Consider the following 17,106-nt stretch of genomic DNA (forward strand, 5'->3'; position numbering starts at 1 on the left):
CCTTGGGGCACACAAATCGGGGGAGGGTCTGTGCCCCCTCTGTTCTCGAAGGGCCGTCCTTCCACGCTGGTGTGCCCCGAGGCGGGAAAAGCGAAGGAAAGTCAATGCGGCTTTCCCGTCGCTTGGATGATCCGGGCGACTGCGGGGGCACACTGCGACGACAAGGAGCGTAGGGACCATGCCGGAGCCGAGCAACCAACTGACACTTACCGACGCGGTGATCCGCAGCGCTGTGTTGCCGCCGGGCAAGGCGCAGCATTATCTCCATGACGACAAGCTGCCCGGCCTCGCCCTGCGCATGCGCGCCACCGGTGGCCGGACCTGGGTCTACCTCTTCACCAAGCCGGGAGTGAGAGGGACCCAACGCAAGACCCTCGGTCCGTGGCCCAAGTATAATGAGAAGGCTGCGCGCAAGGCCGCCACCATCGCCGCAGGCGAGGTATTCAAGGGCATGGACCCCAACGATGCGAAACGCGAGGCGAGGCGGCAACAGGCAGCCGAAAAGCAGCGCACTACCTTGGCGGACTTGGTCGTCGAAGATGGTCCCTACCAGACGTCCTTGACCGGTCGTCAGGTCGTCAACTGGAAGCCGGCCATGTCGGCGTTGCGGCGCGGGCTCACGGATCACGCCGATAGCGGCGTCGGGGACCTGACTCGGCGGCAAATCATGGCAGCGGTCGACAAGATTGCCAAGACCGGCAAGCGGGGCGCGGCCAAGGACCTACGCAAGCACACCCATACGTTCCTCGAATGGTGCGTTGGCGAGGGTTATGTCGACCACAACGTGCTGGCGGGATATCGCGAGCCCAAGGAAACCCGCGCGCAAAGGGTCGGACGCCGAACGAAGGGCCGTGCACTCACCGATGAAGAAATCATCAAGGTCTGGCATGCATCCGGCAAGCTCGGCACCTTTGGGCTCCTGGTGAGGACGTGCCTGCTCGGTGGCCCGCGCCGGAGTGAGCCAACCATGATCGAATGGCAAAAGCACGTCATGGACGACCGCATCACCTTCGATGCGGCTTGGACCAAGATGGGCTTGCACCACGATGTGCCGCGCACTCACCTTATTGATGAGGTGCTCGCGGCCGCGAAGCATTTCCAGCGCGCAACGTCCGACTATGTCTTCCCGTCACCGAAGACCGGTGGTCAGATGTCCGGCTTCACCAAGATGGTCAACCGGCTGGTCAAGGAAGCGGGTGTTGCCAGGTTCACCATGCATGATTTGAGGCGCAGTCTGCGCACCATCATGTCGCGCTGTGGCTACGACAACGAGATCCAGCGGCTCTGTGTCGGGCAAAAGCCAAGCGGAATCGATCAGGTCTACAATCACGACGAACAGTGGATCATCCGCAAGATGGCGTTCGAAGCGGCTCATGATTACATCGCGGAGCTGGTCGGCGCGATACGGATTGGCAAGGTCGTGCGCCTGCAGCGGACGAATCCGCTCGATCCGATCAAGGCCGAGCTGCTCGGCCGTCTCCGCGAGCACTATGCGGCTGAGACGGCTTAGGAGCCTTATCGCATTTGGCCAGGTAGTCCCGCACAGCATCGACACGATAGAGCGGGCGGCCGTCGACGTAGCGCCATTTCAGCGGGTGGTTCGGATCGCGTCGCCACTGCTCCAGCGCCCCGGGTGTGCGCCGGATGACCGCGGCCGTTTCCAATGCCGTCAAATTGGAGCCGCCTGGCAGCGTATCGATATCGAACGTCGCGGGCGGCGGCATGCCACGGTTCTTGCGGCGGCGCTTCGTGACCGAAGGCATTTTCCTACTACCTGCCACCCCAAATGCCTCGATACCGAATCTTTTCGTCCTCGCCACGCATGCTCCCGTCCCGCACCATGGTCGTTCTGCGGCAGTAAGAGCGTATGCTGATCCGGCAAGAAAGAACTAAAGTGCCTAGGTATGATTGCTGGGTGGCTGTAGCGTACAAATAGGACGAACCGATTAAATTCGCCTTTGACACGCCCGGGGGCGCTTGTTGCTTTCATTCCGATCTTTGGCCTCAACCCCTGAAGGCCACGGGTTCAAATCCATCGCCCGTCTCATCGATCGGCAGATAGCTAGCCAACAGTTCGAACGCCGGCACTGGCCAATGCCATGATTGCGCTCGTAGCCGCCTCTCTCCAGTGTCCACATGACGTACCCCGCGACTATTCACGTGCTATCTTAGTCCTCCCGCCAGACGCCACAAGGCCATCACGCGGCCTTAACTGTTCGCGCTCCCCGCCGCGGGCTGTTGATGTCAGGTTCTGGCCCAGGCCGTGTGAAAACTCCGCCTCCGCTATTATTCTCAAATGAAGCGGCGGGGACGAGCGATGATAGGCTTCGTGGCAGGGGTTGTCCTGACACCGAACCGAGACTGCGTTCGCTCTCGCGGAAGCCGACCGGCGCATAACGACGACCATTTCCTCGAGCGCGCCAGCCGCCGCTTGTCTGGTCAAGATTGGACTAAAGGCGAAGAAATCGCTCAAAATGGACCCGTAGTGGCACGGGGGAGCTAACTAAACTCTTGCGCGTGTCGCCAAATCTCGGGATCCTAACCGCTTTCAGATAGATCTTTGCGGGTAGGCATATGGGAATTTCAGCGAAGGTTTCAGCGCGTATATCAAGCCAACTCAAGAAATACCAAAAAGTGCTCGCTGCAGCGAAGCAGCGAGATATCGGTGAAGCCGATACGGTCACAATTATTACCGATTTTCTTTCAGACGCCTTGGGCTACGACAAATACAAAGAAGTCTCGAGCGAACACGCAATCCGCGGTACTTATGTTGACCGCGTCGTAACAGTCGGTGGCAAGAAGCGCTTCTTGATCGAGGCAAAAGCGATTGGTGTTGAGCTTAAGGACGCTCACGTCAAGCAAGCCATCGACTACGCGGCGAATGAGGGGGTTTCCTGGGTAGTTCTCTCAAATGGCGCGATGTGGCGCCTGTACAATTTGAGATTCGGGAAGCCGATCGAAAAGACGCTGGTGTTCGAGATCGACGTTTTAGCTTGCGATTGCAAGAGTGGCGATATCACCGGCTGCTTCGGTAGCCTTAGTTCCGAAGGTTATTCGAAGGATACATTGACCGAGTTGCTCAACGAAAAGCAGACGAGCAGCAAATATACTGTCGCAGCCGTGCTGCGAACCGACAAAATGGTGGAAGCCATCCGTAAGGAGGTTCGTCGGTTATCTGGCATTAGGCTGGACCCGGAATATCTATCTTCGCTGTTAGAAAACGAAATCGTGAAGCGCGAACTGATCGACAGCGAGGAGGCTGCAGCCGCGGCGGCGTACGTCAAGAAGCTTCAGAAAACGGCTGAACGAGAGAAGCTTGATGATGCGGCCAAAACGGCCGACGCCGCTCCAACAGTCCTCGCCACGGAAGCGCCGCCTGCCGTTTAGGTGCGAATACGATATGCAATCACTCTCGCTAAGGCGACGGCTTGGCGGGCGGGCTGATAGGGGGGCGCGAAACCGCGGACGAGGAAACTCACCGTGACCGATTTCACAGTCGCGAGCAGCGTGTGCTCGGGCTCCGGCAGCGGTTTGCGCTTGCGTCTTCGTTCCTCTTTCGTCACGTCCTCGCTCCCTCCAACTCATGGATGATCCTGACTGTCGACGATGGCATAGAGGTCGATGATCGATGCGGATGATATGGGAGCAAGCCGGACTCGATTATCGCATGGAGAGTCAAGTCTGAGGCTTCAAGCCCTTGATCGTTCGAGACGGAAGAATGGGCTCCCTTGTTTGGAAATGGGGACGGGCGACGCTAACCGAGCAAGACTGGAATTCAATTCAGTCGAATGCCTAACGCCGGGGGCAGATTCTTCTGATATTCCTGGATAGATCTGTAGTGAAAGGTTGAGCCCTCACGAAACGTGAAAAGGATCCCCCGATCTGGCCAGGGCAAATGCTCAAAACAGAAGCGCACAACCTCAAGCAACCGCGCGCCCAATATTTGGTCTCGGGTATCCTCCTCAACAAGAACTGCGATAAATCAATCATCATTTGCCGGCGTCGCCCGCCTTCTTGGCGATAAATTCATTCATGCACGCTGCAAGGGCTCCTCGCCGCGCCTTCAAGAAGGCTCTATAATTCTCGAGCTTGAGAAGATCAGGATCGCTTGGCACGTGTTGCGCGTCGAGCGACTCCTGCCCTTGCTTCGCAATAATGCCCGGAAGGTAAGTTGTCGGTTCCTTATTACTTAAACGACGATTGGTCTGGCCAGTAATAAAGGCCATGTTGGCGATCTCGTTGATCTCGCCAGTCTCATATTGCCGGTCCTTAAGCAGAGACTTCGGAAAGATATGGTGCCACTGAATGAAGTGCAGCTTGGCTTGATGGGTCAGCGAAAGGCCGAGACCGCTGAACCAATCCTTCGCGCCAGCGTCCTTGAGCGCGAGATAAGCCAGTGAGAAGAGCGGGCTGTTCACGCCACGTCCCGCCAGATCGTCTGCCTCGATATGGAGCCTCCCGAATTGCCGCTTGACGGGATCAATCAAGGCCGCGACGTCGCCGCTGCGGAAGATGATGGCCAAGTCTTCATTCAATAGCGTTTCGGTCGAGCCTCGCGAATACCGGCCGCGGGCATTTGCGGTAAGCAGCCAATAAGGCAGGGCGCGGCTTTCTTCTTTTGTCAGCTTGTTGTCCTTAACGCGGCTCACCGCGGCGAGGGCGATCACGAACATCGGGGATGACAGCAGGCTTTCGTCTTCGATGCCGGCGTTGTCCGCAAAAAGTTAATGGCGAAGCGCAAGCCCTCTTTCGCTTCCTCCCAACCCTCCTTCAGACGCGCAACGGGCGTCGCGCCGACGATCCGGAAGAGACCCTGCTTGGTAGCGAACACAACAATGGCGCGCACGAGAAGGCCGAGATCGAGCGTGAACCCGTTCTCCTCGCATTCATCAAACGTTGTTAAACACGACCGCAATTTTCGCCGCCATACCAACGAGCCAATGACGCCGCCGGAGTTGGTACCCTTCGGACAATCGAAGCATCGCGATTACAAGGCGCATTCTGTACGTCAGGTACACACCTATTGCTTTAATTGATCACCGATTCGACTAATGCTCATGCCGCAATTCCTGCGTAAGCACTCGGCATCTTGCCCCTTTCCTGCGCTGTAGCCGACAGGACGAGGTAATGCTGCGGGCTCCCCCATAAGAACGCGCGACACGAACGCTAGGGTGGGCCTAGTATTTTGTCTCCTCATCGAGCCCACGGCGGGACTGCTGCTTTCTTCAGCGCGCAATCGAGGGTGTTCATGCGCAATCGTGATCTCGTCTCCGACAGCTTCCTGGCATTGACCGCGGCCGGTTTCGTGCTGCTCTGCTCGAGCCTGCTCGCCTTTGCCTTCACCTGACGCGTACGCGCTGGTTATGTTTCACGCTTTTGAGCATGACCTTTTCGGAAGACCATATCGAGATCATGCCTAATCTTCGCGGGAGCGGTGGGATGAGCAATTTCAACCAGGAACGCGTGCTAAGCTCCATGACTGGAGCGACAATCTTTTCAGCTTCACCACCACACGGAATCCGTCGTTCCACTTCCGTAGCGGCGAATTCACTATGATCGGGCTCAAGGTCGGCGAAAAGTCGCTGATGCGTGGCTACAGCCTCGCGAGCGCCCATTACGAGGACCGGCTGGAATTCTGCTCGATCGAGGTGCCGGACGGCCTCTTAACATCGCGTCTGCAGCATCTGACGGAGGGTGACGAGATCATCATCAGCAGCAAGGCAACCGGGACGCTGGTTATCGATAATCTCGAGGACGGGCGCAATCTCTATCTGATCGGCACCGGCGCTGGGCTTGCTCCGTTTCTGAGCGTGATCAAGGATCCCGAAACGTATCTGCGTTTCAAGAATATTGTGCTGCTGCACGGCTGCCGCCGCGTCGCCGAGCTTGCCTTTGGAGAAATGATTACGGAGAAGCTAACGAGAGACGAGTTGCTCGGCGATTTTGTACGCTACCCGCTGATTTATCATCCGACCGTGACGCGCGATCAATTTCGCAATCGCGGCCGAATCACCGACCTCATCGCGTCAGGCAAGTTGTTTTCCGACGTCGAGCTGCTGGAACTCGATCCGCAGCACGACCGTCTCATGATTTGCGGCAGCTCGGAACTGGTGCGCGATACTCGCGAGCTATTGGTAGGGAAGGGCTTTGTCGAAGGCAATCACGGCGAACCGGCGCAATTCGTGATCGAAAAGGCGTTTGCCGAGCGGCTGGCGCTTGATTGTGCGAGATCGAGCGAGGCTCCGGACTATCGCAGTCACCTTGAGCGCCAGTGAGACTCCGAGCGTTGGCGCTACTGCAATCGTACGGTGTTACCATTCGCATTTTGCAGTTGCGCCCTATCGCTCTTTTACATCTAATTTCTTCTATGCGGGAGCAGACGCTTCAGCTCGCGGGCGCGTGTTCGGAGTTCTTTGTTGAGTGCACAATCAAGTGTGTTGAATTTCAGTGCAGTACCCCGAAACAGTAGATTTGAACTTCTGGTGAAATCGCCGTTCTGCCCGCCGAGTGGAGATGCCCGGGGATGCCCGACCTCAGGGTGTGCGCGGTGACGCCCCGCGGCACAACTGGAAACCGCCTTCTTGCGGGAATACCTGCGGCGGATCTCGATCTGCTGCTGCCAGACCTGGAGACGATCGCGCTCGACCAGGACGTTGTCCTTTCGCGCGCGGGCGATGAGGTCGATCACGTGTTCTTCCCCCCATAGCGGCGCCATCTCGCTGATGATCGACATGGCAGACGGACATACGGTCGCCACCGCCGTCGTCGGACACGAGGGAGCGGTTGGCATTCTGTCGGCGCTTGGGCCAGCTGCTTCGGCCATTACCGCGGTGGTTCGCGTGGCGGGCACAGCCTCGCGCGTTTCCGCATCTCGATTCCACGCCGCTTTCAGCCGGTGTCCCGCGATCCGGCGCGCCGTCCAGAACCACGTGAGGGCAATGCTGATGCAGCTCCAGCGCGGTTCGGCCTGCAATGCGCTGCACCCGGTCGAAGCGCGTATGGCGCGCTGGCTGCTCCAGTTTCGCGACCGCATCGATCATGACATACTCCCGCTCACGCAGCAGACGTTGTCCGAAATAGTCGGTGTGCGGCGAACCACGGTGACGCTCCTGATGCGCAAGCTCCGCGCGCGCGGAGCCATCAGGTCCGACCAACGAGGGCGGATCGAGATCGACGGACCCCGGCTCGAGGCAGCCGCGTGCGAGTGTCGCGACATCATTCGTCTCGAAGTCGAAGAGGTCTATCGGTCGGGTGGCCCCACCCCAAGAACCGTAACGGGCGACGCCATCTGACCCCGGTGCCGGATAGGGATTTTCACCTCGAGCTTCGTAAGCTCGTGCGCTCGTGCAGGAGTTTGGCCGTCTCGTCCAGCTCGTTGCGCGCGGTCGTCGCGCTCAAGCACCTTGGCATTTCATAGGTCCTTGAGCTCACCATCCGCGGCTCTTGTACGAAACACTCCAATTTGAGGCCGAGTCGAATCACTCAGGTGAGAAACGACGTTCGTTACGGCTGTTGGGTGTGCGCGAGGAGCGCCGGACGTTTGCGCTGGATGAATTTCAATCATCCCGCACACTGCTATGGCCTATGCCCCAACGGTCGAGTTGGCGGTAGCGGGGCGCACCTTCGGGCGTAGCCTTGACGGGACAGCATGGTGGAGACTGCGGAGCGCCGCAATGCGCCATTCCGTGCTGCTCGGAATCAAGAACGCTGCTTCACGGCAGGTCGCCCGTAGTGATCCACCCTGGAGGAACTGGTGACCGCCTCCTGGCAGCATTGCCAGCCGCGGATGTCGGCTTGCTAGCTCGGTCATCGGGGCGCGCGCAAACCGCATCGGTCGGAGGAAAGATGCTGTCATATATCGCGCGGGCTTCGCGAATTAAGCAAATCCGCTCGAGTTCGGATTTCGAGACAAATCCTACGATCTCGCCCACCTGCAACTCCCTCAGGCGCAGCAAGCTCGAAGCCTTGCCTTAGCAGGTCTCTTGGCAGGTCACGTCCGATGAAAACCAGCCGTGTCTGGCGAGGCTCCTGCTCCTTCCAGAGACGCTGACTTCCGCCTTCAATGAGCATGTGGACGCTCTGAACGACAAACCGCCGGTCATCATCCTCTATGGATGCGATGCCTTTCATGCGCAGGATATCCGTCCCGTAGCGCTGGGTGACTTCCTGAATCCAGGATACGAATCTGTTGGGCTTCATCGGTCGGTCGGCGACCAGGGACAGGCTGCCGATCCCGTCGTCGTGTTCGTGCTCGTGTTCTTCAATGAGGAAACCCGGTTCGACTTCGAGGACGCGCTCGAGACTGAAGGCGTCTCGTCCCAACACCTGAGCGAGATCGATACCACAGCGCTCTGTTCGATGAAGCTTGGCGTATGGGTTGATCTTCCGAATACGACGTTCGACCATCGCGAGGCCGTCCGGATTGACAAGATCGACCTTGTTGACGAGCACGATGTCGGCAAACGCGAGTTGTTCCTCGGCTTCCGGCGCGCGGCCGATCTGTTCGAGGAGATGCCTGGCATCCGCGACGGTGATGATGGCGTCGAGCTTCGTCTTGCGGCGAACGTCTTCATCGACAAAGAACGTCTGCGCCACCGGCGCGGGATCGGCGAGCCCCGTCGTCTCGACGACAATGCCGTCGAAGGCTCTGCTGCGCCGCATCAGCCCTGAGATGATACGAATGAGGTCGCCCCGGACCGTGCAGCAGATACAGCCGTTGTTCATTTCGAAAATCTCTTCGTCCGCGTTGACGATGAGATCGTTGTCGATGCCGACCTCTCCGAATTCGTTCACGATCACGGCAAACCGCTTGCCATGCGTCTCGGAGAGAATGCGGTTTAGCAATGTCGTCTTCCCAGAGCCGAGATAGCCAGTCAGAACGGTGACAGGAATCTGCATCGCAAGGTCGGGCATTGGGACTATTTCCTTTTCCGGTCACAGACTGGATTCGTGGCTCGCTGCGTCCGTCTCCACATTCGTCGCGCGTGCAGGGCGCTTGCAGCTCGCGATATGTAATGTTATAACATTACATATCGGCTGAGGCAAGAAAGAACTCGAGAACAAGCCTCCTCCGCTTGATTGGGCGCAGAATTACAGCGGGCTCAAGCGCGCTGCAGCGTTACAGTTTTGGGCTGTCAGTGGGAGATTGAGAGTGAGTCACCTTCAGAATAGGCGCGAAGATGGCAGGCAGCGAAGCGTGCCGGCCAATGGGGTAGATCGCGAGGCGGTTGAGGCTCGTGCTCGCGTCTACGCCGCGTCGAAGGGCGTGCCCCCGACGCCAACGCGACAACACGTTCTCGCAGTGCTGGGGACGTCGGACAAACCGTTGACCGCCTACGAGATTGCTGGAGAGATAAGCGACAAGCGAAAAGTTCATGGCGTCGAGGTTTATCGAGCGCTCGAATTCCTACAGGCGGCTGGCTGCATCCATCGGCTGGCCTCGTGGTCGTCATGCTTTGCTTGTGACCATCTTCACGGCGAGGGAGACGCGCCGTTGCTTTCATGGTCTGCCAGGAGTGCGGTGCCGTCCATGAAATGGGATCGAAATTGGTTACACGCGGATTGAAAGGTGCAGCGAAAACTATCGGCTTCAGAGCGGCACATTCGATTGTCGAGGTGGAGGGCGAATGTGCGAAGTGTGCCACCGCGCATCCGATCTGACCAAAGCTTCGTTCCATGATCTTGGACCTGGGCGCGTCCCTTGGACGCTGATGGAAGGCCCATTTCAGTCGTTGCTGCCTTGTCACAACACGGAATATTCGAGTCTCGGTCATATCTCCCAATTGACCAAGTTGCCTGCTAAAGTACTGTTTGATCGGCGAAACACAGTAACCAACTGATGCTCTGGTTTCGGAAACACCTCATGCATGGTTCATGGCTTGCGCTCATCGCGCTCGTCATCAACCTGGCGCTGGCCTTCGGTCACGTTCACGCCATCGGGGGGAAGACGCCCGAGCGCTCCGGCGTGCTCGTGACCGCCATCTCCGGCGGAGATGGTGGTCAGAATCGCCACCACCCGTCAGACAGCCATCCCGACTATCTCTGCCCGATCTGCATGGCCACTGCGGTCATGGGTAACGGCCTCACGCCCACCCCGCCGGCGCTGCAGGTGGAATTTGCCGAAGCGAGGATCGATCAGCCGATCGATCATTTCCGCTTCTTGCTACAGCTGCCGCGGGCCGCGTTTGAATCACGCGGACCTCCGATCTCCTGACATCGCTGCTTCGATCCGCCGCTGGCGTCGCGCCGTGGGCGCGCCGCTAGCCATGGTGCCGAAGCTCCTTGGGGACCACGATGCCTTTGTATCGTGGGCAAGCATTCAGTCAGGAAAACATTTGTCATGGACAGTCCATCTTTCTTTCGTACTTTCCGCCGGATTTTGCTGTCGGCATCGTCGCTCACGCTGGTGGTAGCATCAGGCGCACCCGCGCTTGCCCAGGCCCCCAGCACCCCGGAGGCGACCTCGACGCCGCAGCCAAGCGCCTCTCGGTCGGCTCAGCCTTCGTCGCAGCCGGAAAGCTCGACCACGCCGACGCCGTCAGAGTCACCGGCCACTTCGCCCACTCCGCAATCAACGCCGGCCGTGCAGGCCGCGCCTCCGGGAACCAACGTTTTGCCCGAAACCCGCGTCGCCGCGCCGGTCGAGCGGCGGCAGCCGCGAACGTCGCCGCCAAGGCAGGTCGTGCGCAATCCGACACCGACAGCGCCCGCTGTGCCAAGTGCAGAACAGGCCCAGGCTGCAGCCAATCGCCAGGTCGTGCAGCAGACCCAGACCTTCGACCAGCGGCGTGACAGCGTCATCATGCCCAAGGTTGGCACCACAAACTATCAACTTAGCCAGAAGGATATCGAGAACCTCCCGCAGGGAAACGCCGCCCAGCTCAGCGATATCGTGCTGCAATTTCCTGGCGTCTACCAGGACTCGACGAGCTCGGGCGATTTTCACGTGCGCAACGAGCACGCCAACGTTCAGTACCGGATCAACGGGATTCTGCTGCCCGATGGTGTGTCCGGCTTCTCGCAACTTCTGGAGACCTCCTTCATCGGCAGCATTGGCCTGATCACGGGCGCGCTGCCGGCGCAATATGGCCTGCGTACGGCCGGCGTCCTCGACATCACGACCAAGAGCGGAGCGGCGCTGTCCGGCGCAGCGTCAGCGTCTATGGCGGCAGCCGGCAGACCATCACGCCCAGCTTTGAATATGGCGGGGTCGAGGGGAAGACCGATTACTATGTCACCGGTCGTTATCTCAGCACCGGGCTCGGCCTCGAGAACCCCATAGCGACGCTCAACGCCATTCACGACCATTCCGAACAGGGCAGGTTCTTCGCCTACACGTCCACGGTGCTCGATCCAACCGCGCGGCTGGTCACCATTTCCGGGTTCGGTACGACCCGTTATCAGATTCCCAACAATCCCGGGCAGCCTGGCAACGTGGGCGGCTTTTGCGGCGGCCCATTCGACCCCGCGAACCCTTGCGTCAACCCGGATGGCACCCCGAACCCGAATGCTCCCGCCTATACGGCATTCGGCAAGAGCGGATTCGATTCGGCCACCCTCAATCAAAACCAATACGAGAAAAACGCCTACAACGTCGTTGCCTGGCAAAAGTCGGAAGGCAATTTCGATGCGCAGCTCGCGTATTATTCGCGTTACAGCGATCTTCATTTTGTTCCCGATCCGGTAGGCGATCTGTTTATCAACAACGTCGCATCCGATGTTTATCGTAGCTCGTTCCTGAACGGCGTGTCCGGCGATTTCTCCTACCGTTTGAACGACGCGCACACTCTTCGCGCAGGCTTCTACACCAACGGCGAACAGACCCGGATCGCGACCGTAAGCACGGTACAACCGCTCGACCCGAACGATCCAAGTGGCCTGACGGCTATCGACGCGCCATTCAACATTCTCGACGCCAACAAAAAGTTTGGCTGGCAGCTTGGCGCCTATGCCCAGGACGAGTGGCGGTTGACCCAGCAACTGACGTTCAACTACGGCCTGCGGTTCGACCAGATCTACCAATATGTCGATGCCAACCAACTCAGTCCGCGCGCGAGCCTAACCTATAAGCCATGGGGGTCGACGGTCCTGCACATAGGCTACATGCGAACGTTCGAACCGCCACAACAAGTGCTTGGTCGAACGATTCCAACCCAGATCTTCAATGGCACCACCGCGGGCACCCCGATCATCACCCCCGATCAGGCCGCCGTGCTGCCCGGTCAGGTTGCGGGCCAGCCTCTCCAGAACGTCGGCGCAATCCAACCTGAGCGGGCCAACGTGTATGACGCCGGCTTCACGCAGCAACTGCTGCCGCAATGTCCGACGACACCAGGGGCAACGCCCAGCAAAGCGCCCGTCGCAGCAGCAAACTGTCCGAGCCTCGAGCTCGGCGGCAGCATCTATTACAAGACCGCGAGGGACCTGCTTGACGACGGGCAGTTCGGCCAGGCGTACGTGCTAACTGCGTTCAACTATGACAAAGCCGAGAATTACGGCGCCGAACTGAAACTCAGGTTCAGGTACGGCGGCTTCTCCGCTGACACCAGTTGGGCGTGGGGGGTCCAGCACGCACACACTGTTGTGTCAAACCAGACCCTGTTTTCTCCGGACGACCTCGTCTACATCCAGAACAATTGGATCCACACCGATCATGACCAGACCTATACGGGTTCAGGCAGGGTCGCATACCGGTGGACAGACAGCGGGTATAGCTGGTTGGACGGCGCCACGGCCAGCGCGAGCTTCATCTACGGCAGCGGCCTGCGGACGACCCCGGCGGGCGTAGTCTGCCCCAACTGCGACCACCTCCCATCCTATTGGCAGGTCAACACGGGTGTGTCGCACGAGTTTGCCAACGGCTGGAACGGACTGCCGGTTACGGTCCGGTTCGACGTGGTCAACGTGGCCGACTACATCTACCAGATCCGCAACGGCAGCGGCATCGGCGTGTTCGCCCCGCAATACGGACCGCGCCGAGGATATTACTTTGGCATATCGCAGAAGCTCGGGGCGCCGGAGAAGACCGCAGGTGTCTTGCCCGCTTTCTACACCAAAGCCGCAGCCCCGATCGCCTACCATTGGGCCGGCGCCTATGCCGGCGCCAATTTCGGCGGCGCGTTCAGCGCGGGCGAGCACGTCCTCACGCCGATTGGACCCGACAGAACCAATCCGGCTGGTGCCCTGGGTGGCCTGCAGTTCGGCTACAATTATCTTGCCGCACCGAATTGGCTGGTCGGGGTCGAGGCCGAACTCGGCTGGACATCGGCTCAGGGCAAGGCCAACTTCGTTGATCCTGCGGGCACCGCGTCGCTCTCGATGACCAGCGACCACAACTGGTACGACACCGTGACCGGCAGGGTCGGCTATGTCATGGGACCGCTGATGCTCTATGCGAAAGGCGGCGCGGCGTGGATGAACGCCGACTATCGCATGGAAGTGAACAGTGCACTCGATGGTTTCACCCAGACCAACACAACCCGGCCAGGATGGACCACCGGCGGCGGTTTTGAGTACATGCTGGGGTCACATTGGTCCGCAAAGCTTGAATATGATCATCTGGCTTTCGGCAACAAAGCTTTGCCGTTTGTGGATCCGTTCGGCAATAGCGTGACCGTGCAGTCGGCAGTCAACCAAGTCAAAGCTGGCGTGAACTATCACCTCGAAGGTTTGCTTTAGTAGCTACTTCGCGAGGAGCTCTTCGCAGAACACACGAGGTGCGGGGAAACGATCGGGGGGCCGATCGAGAAAAGAAAGAAAGAGATGATACATAGCGGAAAGAAGCCTCTGCTCGGATGCTGGCTCCGGCCTGTGCCGGGTGTCCTCGGTCTTCTGGTAGCCCTTGCGGTCGACCTGCCGCCCGCATTCGCCCAAGTTCCGGATTCCCTGCTGCCGCGCAATCTGTCGCCGTGGGGAATGTTCCTTAATGCCGACATCGTCGTGAAGGCTGTCATGATCGGGCTGGCCTTCGCCTCGCTCGTCACCTGGACGATCTGGCTCGCCAAGACCATCGAGCTACGCGTCTCGAGGAGCCGCGCGCTTCGACGGGTCAGGATGCTGGAGCAAGGCGGCAGCCTGGCGGATGCGGTCCACGAATGCGATGGCGATCGCGATGCTGTCGCACAACTGATCCTCTCGACGGCGCGCGAGGCGGAGCTGTCCGACGGTATCGTCGATGATGGCTTCAAGGAGCGTGTTGCGCTTCGGCTGGAACGTGTGGAAGCGGCGATGACGCGACAGATTTCGCGCGGCGCCGGCATTCTTGCTACCATCGGCGCGACCGCCCCCTTTGTCGGCCTGTTTGGCACCGTGTGGGGCATCATGAACTCCTTCATCGGAATTTCGGAGTCCCACACCACCAACCTCGCGGTGGTTGCGCCCGGCATCGCCGAGGCGCTGCTTGCCACCGCGCTCGGGCTCGTGGCAGCCATCCCCGCGGTCGTGATCTACAACCACCTCGCTCGTGTGATCGCTGGTTACCGAGCGCTTTTGGGCGATGCCTCGGTGCAGCTCCTGCTCCTGATCAGCCGTGGGCAGCGCAATCACGGCGTGATCCTGCCACGTGCTGCGGAGTGACCGCCATGGCTGTACGTCTCGGTTCTCGTTCGACTGGTGATGATCTCGAAATTCAGCATGAGATCAACGTCACACCGTTCATAGACGTCATTTTGGTGCTGCTTATCATCTTCATGGTCGCTGCGCCGCTTGCCACCGTGGACATCGGTGTCAACCTTCCCGCGTCGACCGCGCCGGAGCAGCCCCGGCCAGACAAGCCGATCTTCGTCACGATCAAGCCGGATCAGACCATTGCAGTCGGCGAAACCGTCGTGGCTCGCGATTCACTTTCGGCCACCCTCGATGCCGCTACCAACAACCACAAGGACGAGACGATCTTCGTTCGCGCCGACAAATCGCTGAGCTATGGCGATCTGATGCAGGTGTTGAACACGTTGCGGGACGGCGGATATCTGAAGCTCGCATTAGTGGGGCTGGAAACACCGGCCGCAAAGCAATGACCGCGTATACACTGCATCTGCCGGAGCGCCCCGGCATCTCGCGCTGGACGCTGGCAGCGCTCGCGATCCTGATGGCCCATGTGGCAATCGTCGCATCGGTCGCACTGTGGTATGCGCGCAAGCCCGTCGAGCCCAACATCATTCCGGCGATCAGCGTGACGCTCGCACCGGTCGACGCGAGTTCGCCCGAAATCCAGAACCAGGACATCGCGGTCGGCCCGACCATGCAACAGGCGGAGGAGAGGCCCAAGGAGCAGCCCAAGCAGGAGCAGCCAGTCGAGAAGGTCGAGCAGCCGCCTCCGCCTCAGGCGCAAGCGGAGGTCACCCTGCCACAAGAGACGCCCAAACAAATTGAAGAGCCAAAGCCTCAGGTGCAGCCGCCCGCGCCCGAAACGCGCGCGCCTCCGAAGACCGAGCATGTCGGCCGGTTCTCACAGGCAAGCGCAAACGCCTACAACGCGCTGGTGTTCGGTCATCTGCAGCGCTTCAAACGTTATCCGGCGGCGGCGCATGGTGCCTCAGGTACGACGGTGGTGCGATTTGAGTTGAATCGTGCGGGTGACGTCATCGCGAGCGAGGTATCGAAGTCGTCCGGCAATACAGTACTCGACCGGGAGGCGCTCGAGCTCCTCCACCGCGCCAGTCCCTTTCCGCCGTTCCCGGCCGAGAAGCCCGGGGCCGATGACAGCTACCTCGCGCCGGTCGCTTTCGCGCGCTGATGCGTTCGACGAGACCCGCAGTTGGGATAAGGATTCTATATTATATAGGCCGAGCACAGGCGATCCGGGGAGCGATAGGCCGCACGGTCAGGGTACTAGACCAGCAGAGTACCTTTCGACGCCAAGGCGACCAAGGGGAAGGCTGCATGTGTTGTTAGAGCCGTTCAAGTAAGGCGTGTCCAATGGCAATGCGCACCTCATTGTCGGTTCTTTTTCTTCTACTTTGCAGTGTGGTGGCGGCTGACGCTAAGGGCAGCGCCGTCACCAAGAATGATCCATGGAATCCTCATCATATCGACGATCTGCCCGCTGAAATCCGACAGTATATCGCTGAAATCTGCAAGGGACCTCCCAGCGCTCAGAATGATTTTGCAACCTACTCTCCGCAAGAGAAGCGCTGGCGGATAAATCTCGAATGCCTTCGATGCGACGGTTTGGGCGAATATCGTCGGGGAAATCAATATCTGGATGTGGACTTTGTTGCTGTCGGCTCGCGTTTCCGGCTCGCCAGAAAGGACTACAGAGACTGTGGCTTCTAAATCTCGGTGGGGTAAGACTCCATTCCTAGCGACGAGGCGCCATAGTGACGCGCGGGCCGATGGCGCGTAGCGGCCAAGGTGGACTTTGACGAGGCACCAGGATGATGTCGCCGTTTGGAGCTGGAATCGTATTCCGACCGTTCCCCCTGACTTTGACGGCTCGATCCCGCTAGGGAGTGGTGACATGCCAGGCTCCGTTCAGCTTGCATTTTCGGCATGGCGTGCGCCAGCGGGTTTCCGGCTTCGGCGGCTGAAAGTCGGGTCTCGCATCTGAGAGGATTTCACGGAGCTGGGGGGCGGATCGGCTGGCTCCAGCGCGGCGAGCCTGTTCAGCCCGAGCCGGTGCAGGATGCGGCTGACGGTCGCTACCGATACCCCGACCTCAGTGGCGATCTGCTTGCCTGTGTAGCGCTGTCGGCGCAACGCCTCGACGGCGGCACACGCGGCCGCTGGGGTTTGGCTCGGCAATGAATGAGGCCGTGAGGAACGATCCCGCAAACCCATCCACACCTTCTGTGCGGAAACGGTTGACCCATTTGGCAACCGTCTTTGGCGTCACGTTGAATTGGCGCGCGGCAGCCGCCTTGCTCAGCCCCTCCTTCAACAACGCTTCGCACCAGGGCCTCTCGACCTTTGGGCGTCAGAGGCGCATTCTTGTGAGTGTCCATTCGGTCCCCCGAGAATCACTGTGTGTTTGGCGACATCAGGTTCACGGTCGGGGCCGAGTGGACAACCTCCTGAAAGTTCACAACTAGCTAATGCCTGCAATGGAGACCGTCGCGCTTGATCATGCGCCACGAAGGCGAGGAGATCTTCGCGATGAGGAAGGCTCAA

The 17,106-nt window shown here is 59.6% G+C and carries 17 protein-coding genes and 2 pseudogenes; 13 read left to right on the forward strand and 6 right to left on the reverse strand.

The window, feature by feature from the left end; all coding sequences use genetic code 11:
• Positions 1 to 178 precede the first annotated feature (178 nt).
• Together AKN84_RS28245 and AKN84_RS28250 are read left to right on the forward strand one after the other, a co-directional pair.
• Entirely contained in the window at positions 179 to 1,510 is a 1,332-nt protein-coding gene (locus AKN84_RS28245) for a tyrosine-type recombinase/integrase (RefSeq protein WP_050423818.1), read from the forward strand.
• 1,064 nt (positions 1,511 to 2,574) lie between these two features.
• Entirely contained in the window at positions 2,575 to 3,387 is an 813-nt protein-coding gene (locus tag AKN84_RS28250) for a type I restriction enzyme HsdR N-terminal domain-containing protein (protein ID WP_128971233.1), read from the forward strand.
• Here the strand turns inward: AKN84_RS28250 and AKN84_RS46130 are convergent.
• Positions 3,384 to 3,563: a hypothetical protein gene (locus AKN84_RS46130; RefSeq protein WP_128971234.1), complete on the reverse strand. Its 180-nt coding sequence runs from the start codon at positions 3,561 to 3,563 to the stop codon at positions 3,384 to 3,386. The two genes, AKN84_RS28250 and AKN84_RS46130, sit on opposite strands and share 4 nt — an antisense overlap.
• 426 nt (positions 3,564 to 3,989) lie before the next feature.
• Positions 3,990 to 4,673 (reverse strand): hypothetical protein, encoded by a 684-nt coding sequence (locus AKN84_RS28255; protein ID WP_202814710.1) that lies wholly within the window; start codon positions 4,671 to 4,673, stop codon positions 3,990 to 3,992.
• A gap of 5 nt (positions 4,674 to 4,678) precedes the next feature.
• Here AKN84_RS28255 and AKN84_RS48575 point away from each other — a divergent pair, with 5 nt between their 5' ends.
• Both AKN84_RS48575 and AKN84_RS28260 read left to right on the forward strand, forming a co-directional pair.
• Entirely contained in the window at positions 4,679 to 4,903 is a 225-nt protein-coding gene (locus AKN84_RS48575; RefSeq protein ID WP_202814711.1) for a hypothetical protein, read from the forward strand.
• A 536-nt stretch (positions 4,904 to 5,439) separates the two neighbouring features.
• Positions 5,440 to 6,209, forward strand: a pseudogene (locus tag AKN84_RS28260) (ferredoxin--NADP reductase); the annotation flags it as partial.
• Between the two features lie 146 nt (positions 6,210 to 6,355).
• Here AKN84_RS28260 and AKN84_RS49370 read toward each other — a convergent pair.
• Complete coding sequence (locus AKN84_RS49370; protein WP_244485538.1) at positions 6,356 to 6,688, reverse strand: hypothetical protein; 333 nt, start codon at positions 6,686 to 6,688, stop codon at positions 6,356 to 6,358.
• Positions 6,689 to 6,722: 34 nt separating this feature from the next.
• Here AKN84_RS49370 and AKN84_RS28265 point away from each other — a divergent pair, with 34 nt between their 5' ends.
• Complete coding sequence (locus AKN84_RS28265; protein ID WP_244485540.1) at positions 6,723 to 7,292, forward strand: Crp/Fnr family transcriptional regulator; 570 nt, start codon at positions 6,723 to 6,725, stop codon at positions 7,290 to 7,292.
• Positions 7,293 to 7,712: 420 nt separating this feature from the next.
• Here the strand turns inward: AKN84_RS28265 and AKN84_RS49375 are convergent, their stop codons facing one another.
• Complete coding sequence (locus tag AKN84_RS49375; protein ID WP_128971235.1) at positions 7,713 to 7,931, reverse strand: hypothetical protein; 219 nt, start codon at positions 7,929 to 7,931, stop codon at positions 7,713 to 7,715.
• Positions 7,852 to 8,913 carry a CobW family GTP-binding protein gene (locus AKN84_RS28270; RefSeq protein ID WP_128971236.1) on the reverse strand — a complete coding sequence of 354 codons (1,062 nt, stop codon included), beginning with the start codon at positions 8,911 to 8,913 and terminating at the stop codon, positions 7,852 to 7,854. Before AKN84_RS28270 ends, AKN84_RS49375 begins: the two co-directional genes overlap by 80 nt.
• A 388-nt stretch (positions 8,914 to 9,301) precedes the next feature.
• On the opposite strand from AKN84_RS28270, the gene AKN84_RS50795 reads away from it, so the two are divergent.
• The 8 genes from AKN84_RS50795 (at position 9,302) to AKN84_RS46145 (ending at position 16,272) form a co-directional block, all read left to right on the forward strand.
• Positions 9,302 to 9,565: a hypothetical protein gene (locus AKN84_RS50795; protein WP_430649940.1), complete on the forward strand. Its 264-nt coding sequence runs from the start codon at positions 9,302 to 9,304 to the stop codon at positions 9,563 to 9,565.
• A 297-nt stretch (positions 9,566 to 9,862) separates the two neighbouring features.
• Positions 9,863 to 10,213 (forward strand): DUF2946 family protein, encoded by a 351-nt coding sequence (locus tag AKN84_RS28275; RefSeq protein ID WP_157863346.1) that lies wholly within the window; start codon positions 9,863 to 9,865, stop codon positions 10,211 to 10,213.
• A gap of 468 nt (positions 10,214 to 10,681) precedes the next feature.
• On the forward strand, positions 10,682 to 11,281 hold the full coding sequence (locus tag AKN84_RS47835) for a TonB-dependent receptor plug domain-containing protein (protein WP_128971238.1): 600 nt from the start codon (positions 10,682 to 10,684) through the stop codon (positions 11,279 to 11,281).
• Between the two features lie 62 nt (positions 11,282 to 11,343).
• Positions 11,344 to 13,677 (forward strand): TonB-dependent receptor domain-containing protein, encoded by a 2,334-nt coding sequence (locus AKN84_RS28290; protein WP_050423822.1) that lies wholly within the window; start codon positions 11,344 to 11,346, stop codon positions 13,675 to 13,677.
• An 84-nt stretch (positions 13,678 to 13,761) separates the two neighbouring features.
• Positions 13,762 to 14,574 (forward strand): tonB-system energizer ExbB, encoded by an 813-nt coding sequence (gene exbB, locus AKN84_RS28295; protein ID WP_128971239.1) that lies wholly within the window; start codon positions 13,762 to 13,764, stop codon positions 14,572 to 14,574.
• Between the two features lie 5 nt (positions 14,575 to 14,579).
• Positions 14,580 to 15,014, forward strand: a complete 435-nt coding sequence (gene exbD, locus AKN84_RS28300; RefSeq protein WP_050423833.1) for a TonB system transport protein ExbD — start codon at positions 14,580 to 14,582, stop codon at positions 15,012 to 15,014.
• 71 nt (positions 15,015 to 15,085) lie between these two features.
• Complete coding sequence (locus AKN84_RS28305) at positions 15,086 to 15,733, forward strand: energy transducer TonB family protein (protein WP_157863348.1); 648 nt, start codon at positions 15,086 to 15,088, stop codon at positions 15,731 to 15,733.
• A 182-nt stretch (positions 15,734 to 15,915) separates the two neighbouring features.
• On the forward strand, positions 15,916 to 16,272 hold the full coding sequence (locus AKN84_RS46145) for a hypothetical protein (RefSeq protein ID WP_128971240.1): 357 nt from the start codon (positions 15,916 to 15,918) through the stop codon (positions 16,270 to 16,272).
• Positions 16,273 to 16,569: 297 nt separating this feature from the next.
• Here the strand turns inward: AKN84_RS46145 and AKN84_RS50800 are convergent.
• Positions 16,570 to 16,940: pseudogene (locus tag AKN84_RS50800) on the reverse strand (helix-turn-helix domain-containing protein); the annotation flags it as partial.
• Positions 16,941 to 17,106 lie beyond the last annotated feature (166 nt).

This window comes from Bradyrhizobium tropiciagri (assembly GCF_001189845.1).
GTDB classification, from domain to species: domain Bacteria; phylum Pseudomonadota; class Alphaproteobacteria; order Rhizobiales; family Xanthobacteraceae; genus Bradyrhizobium; species Bradyrhizobium tropiciagri.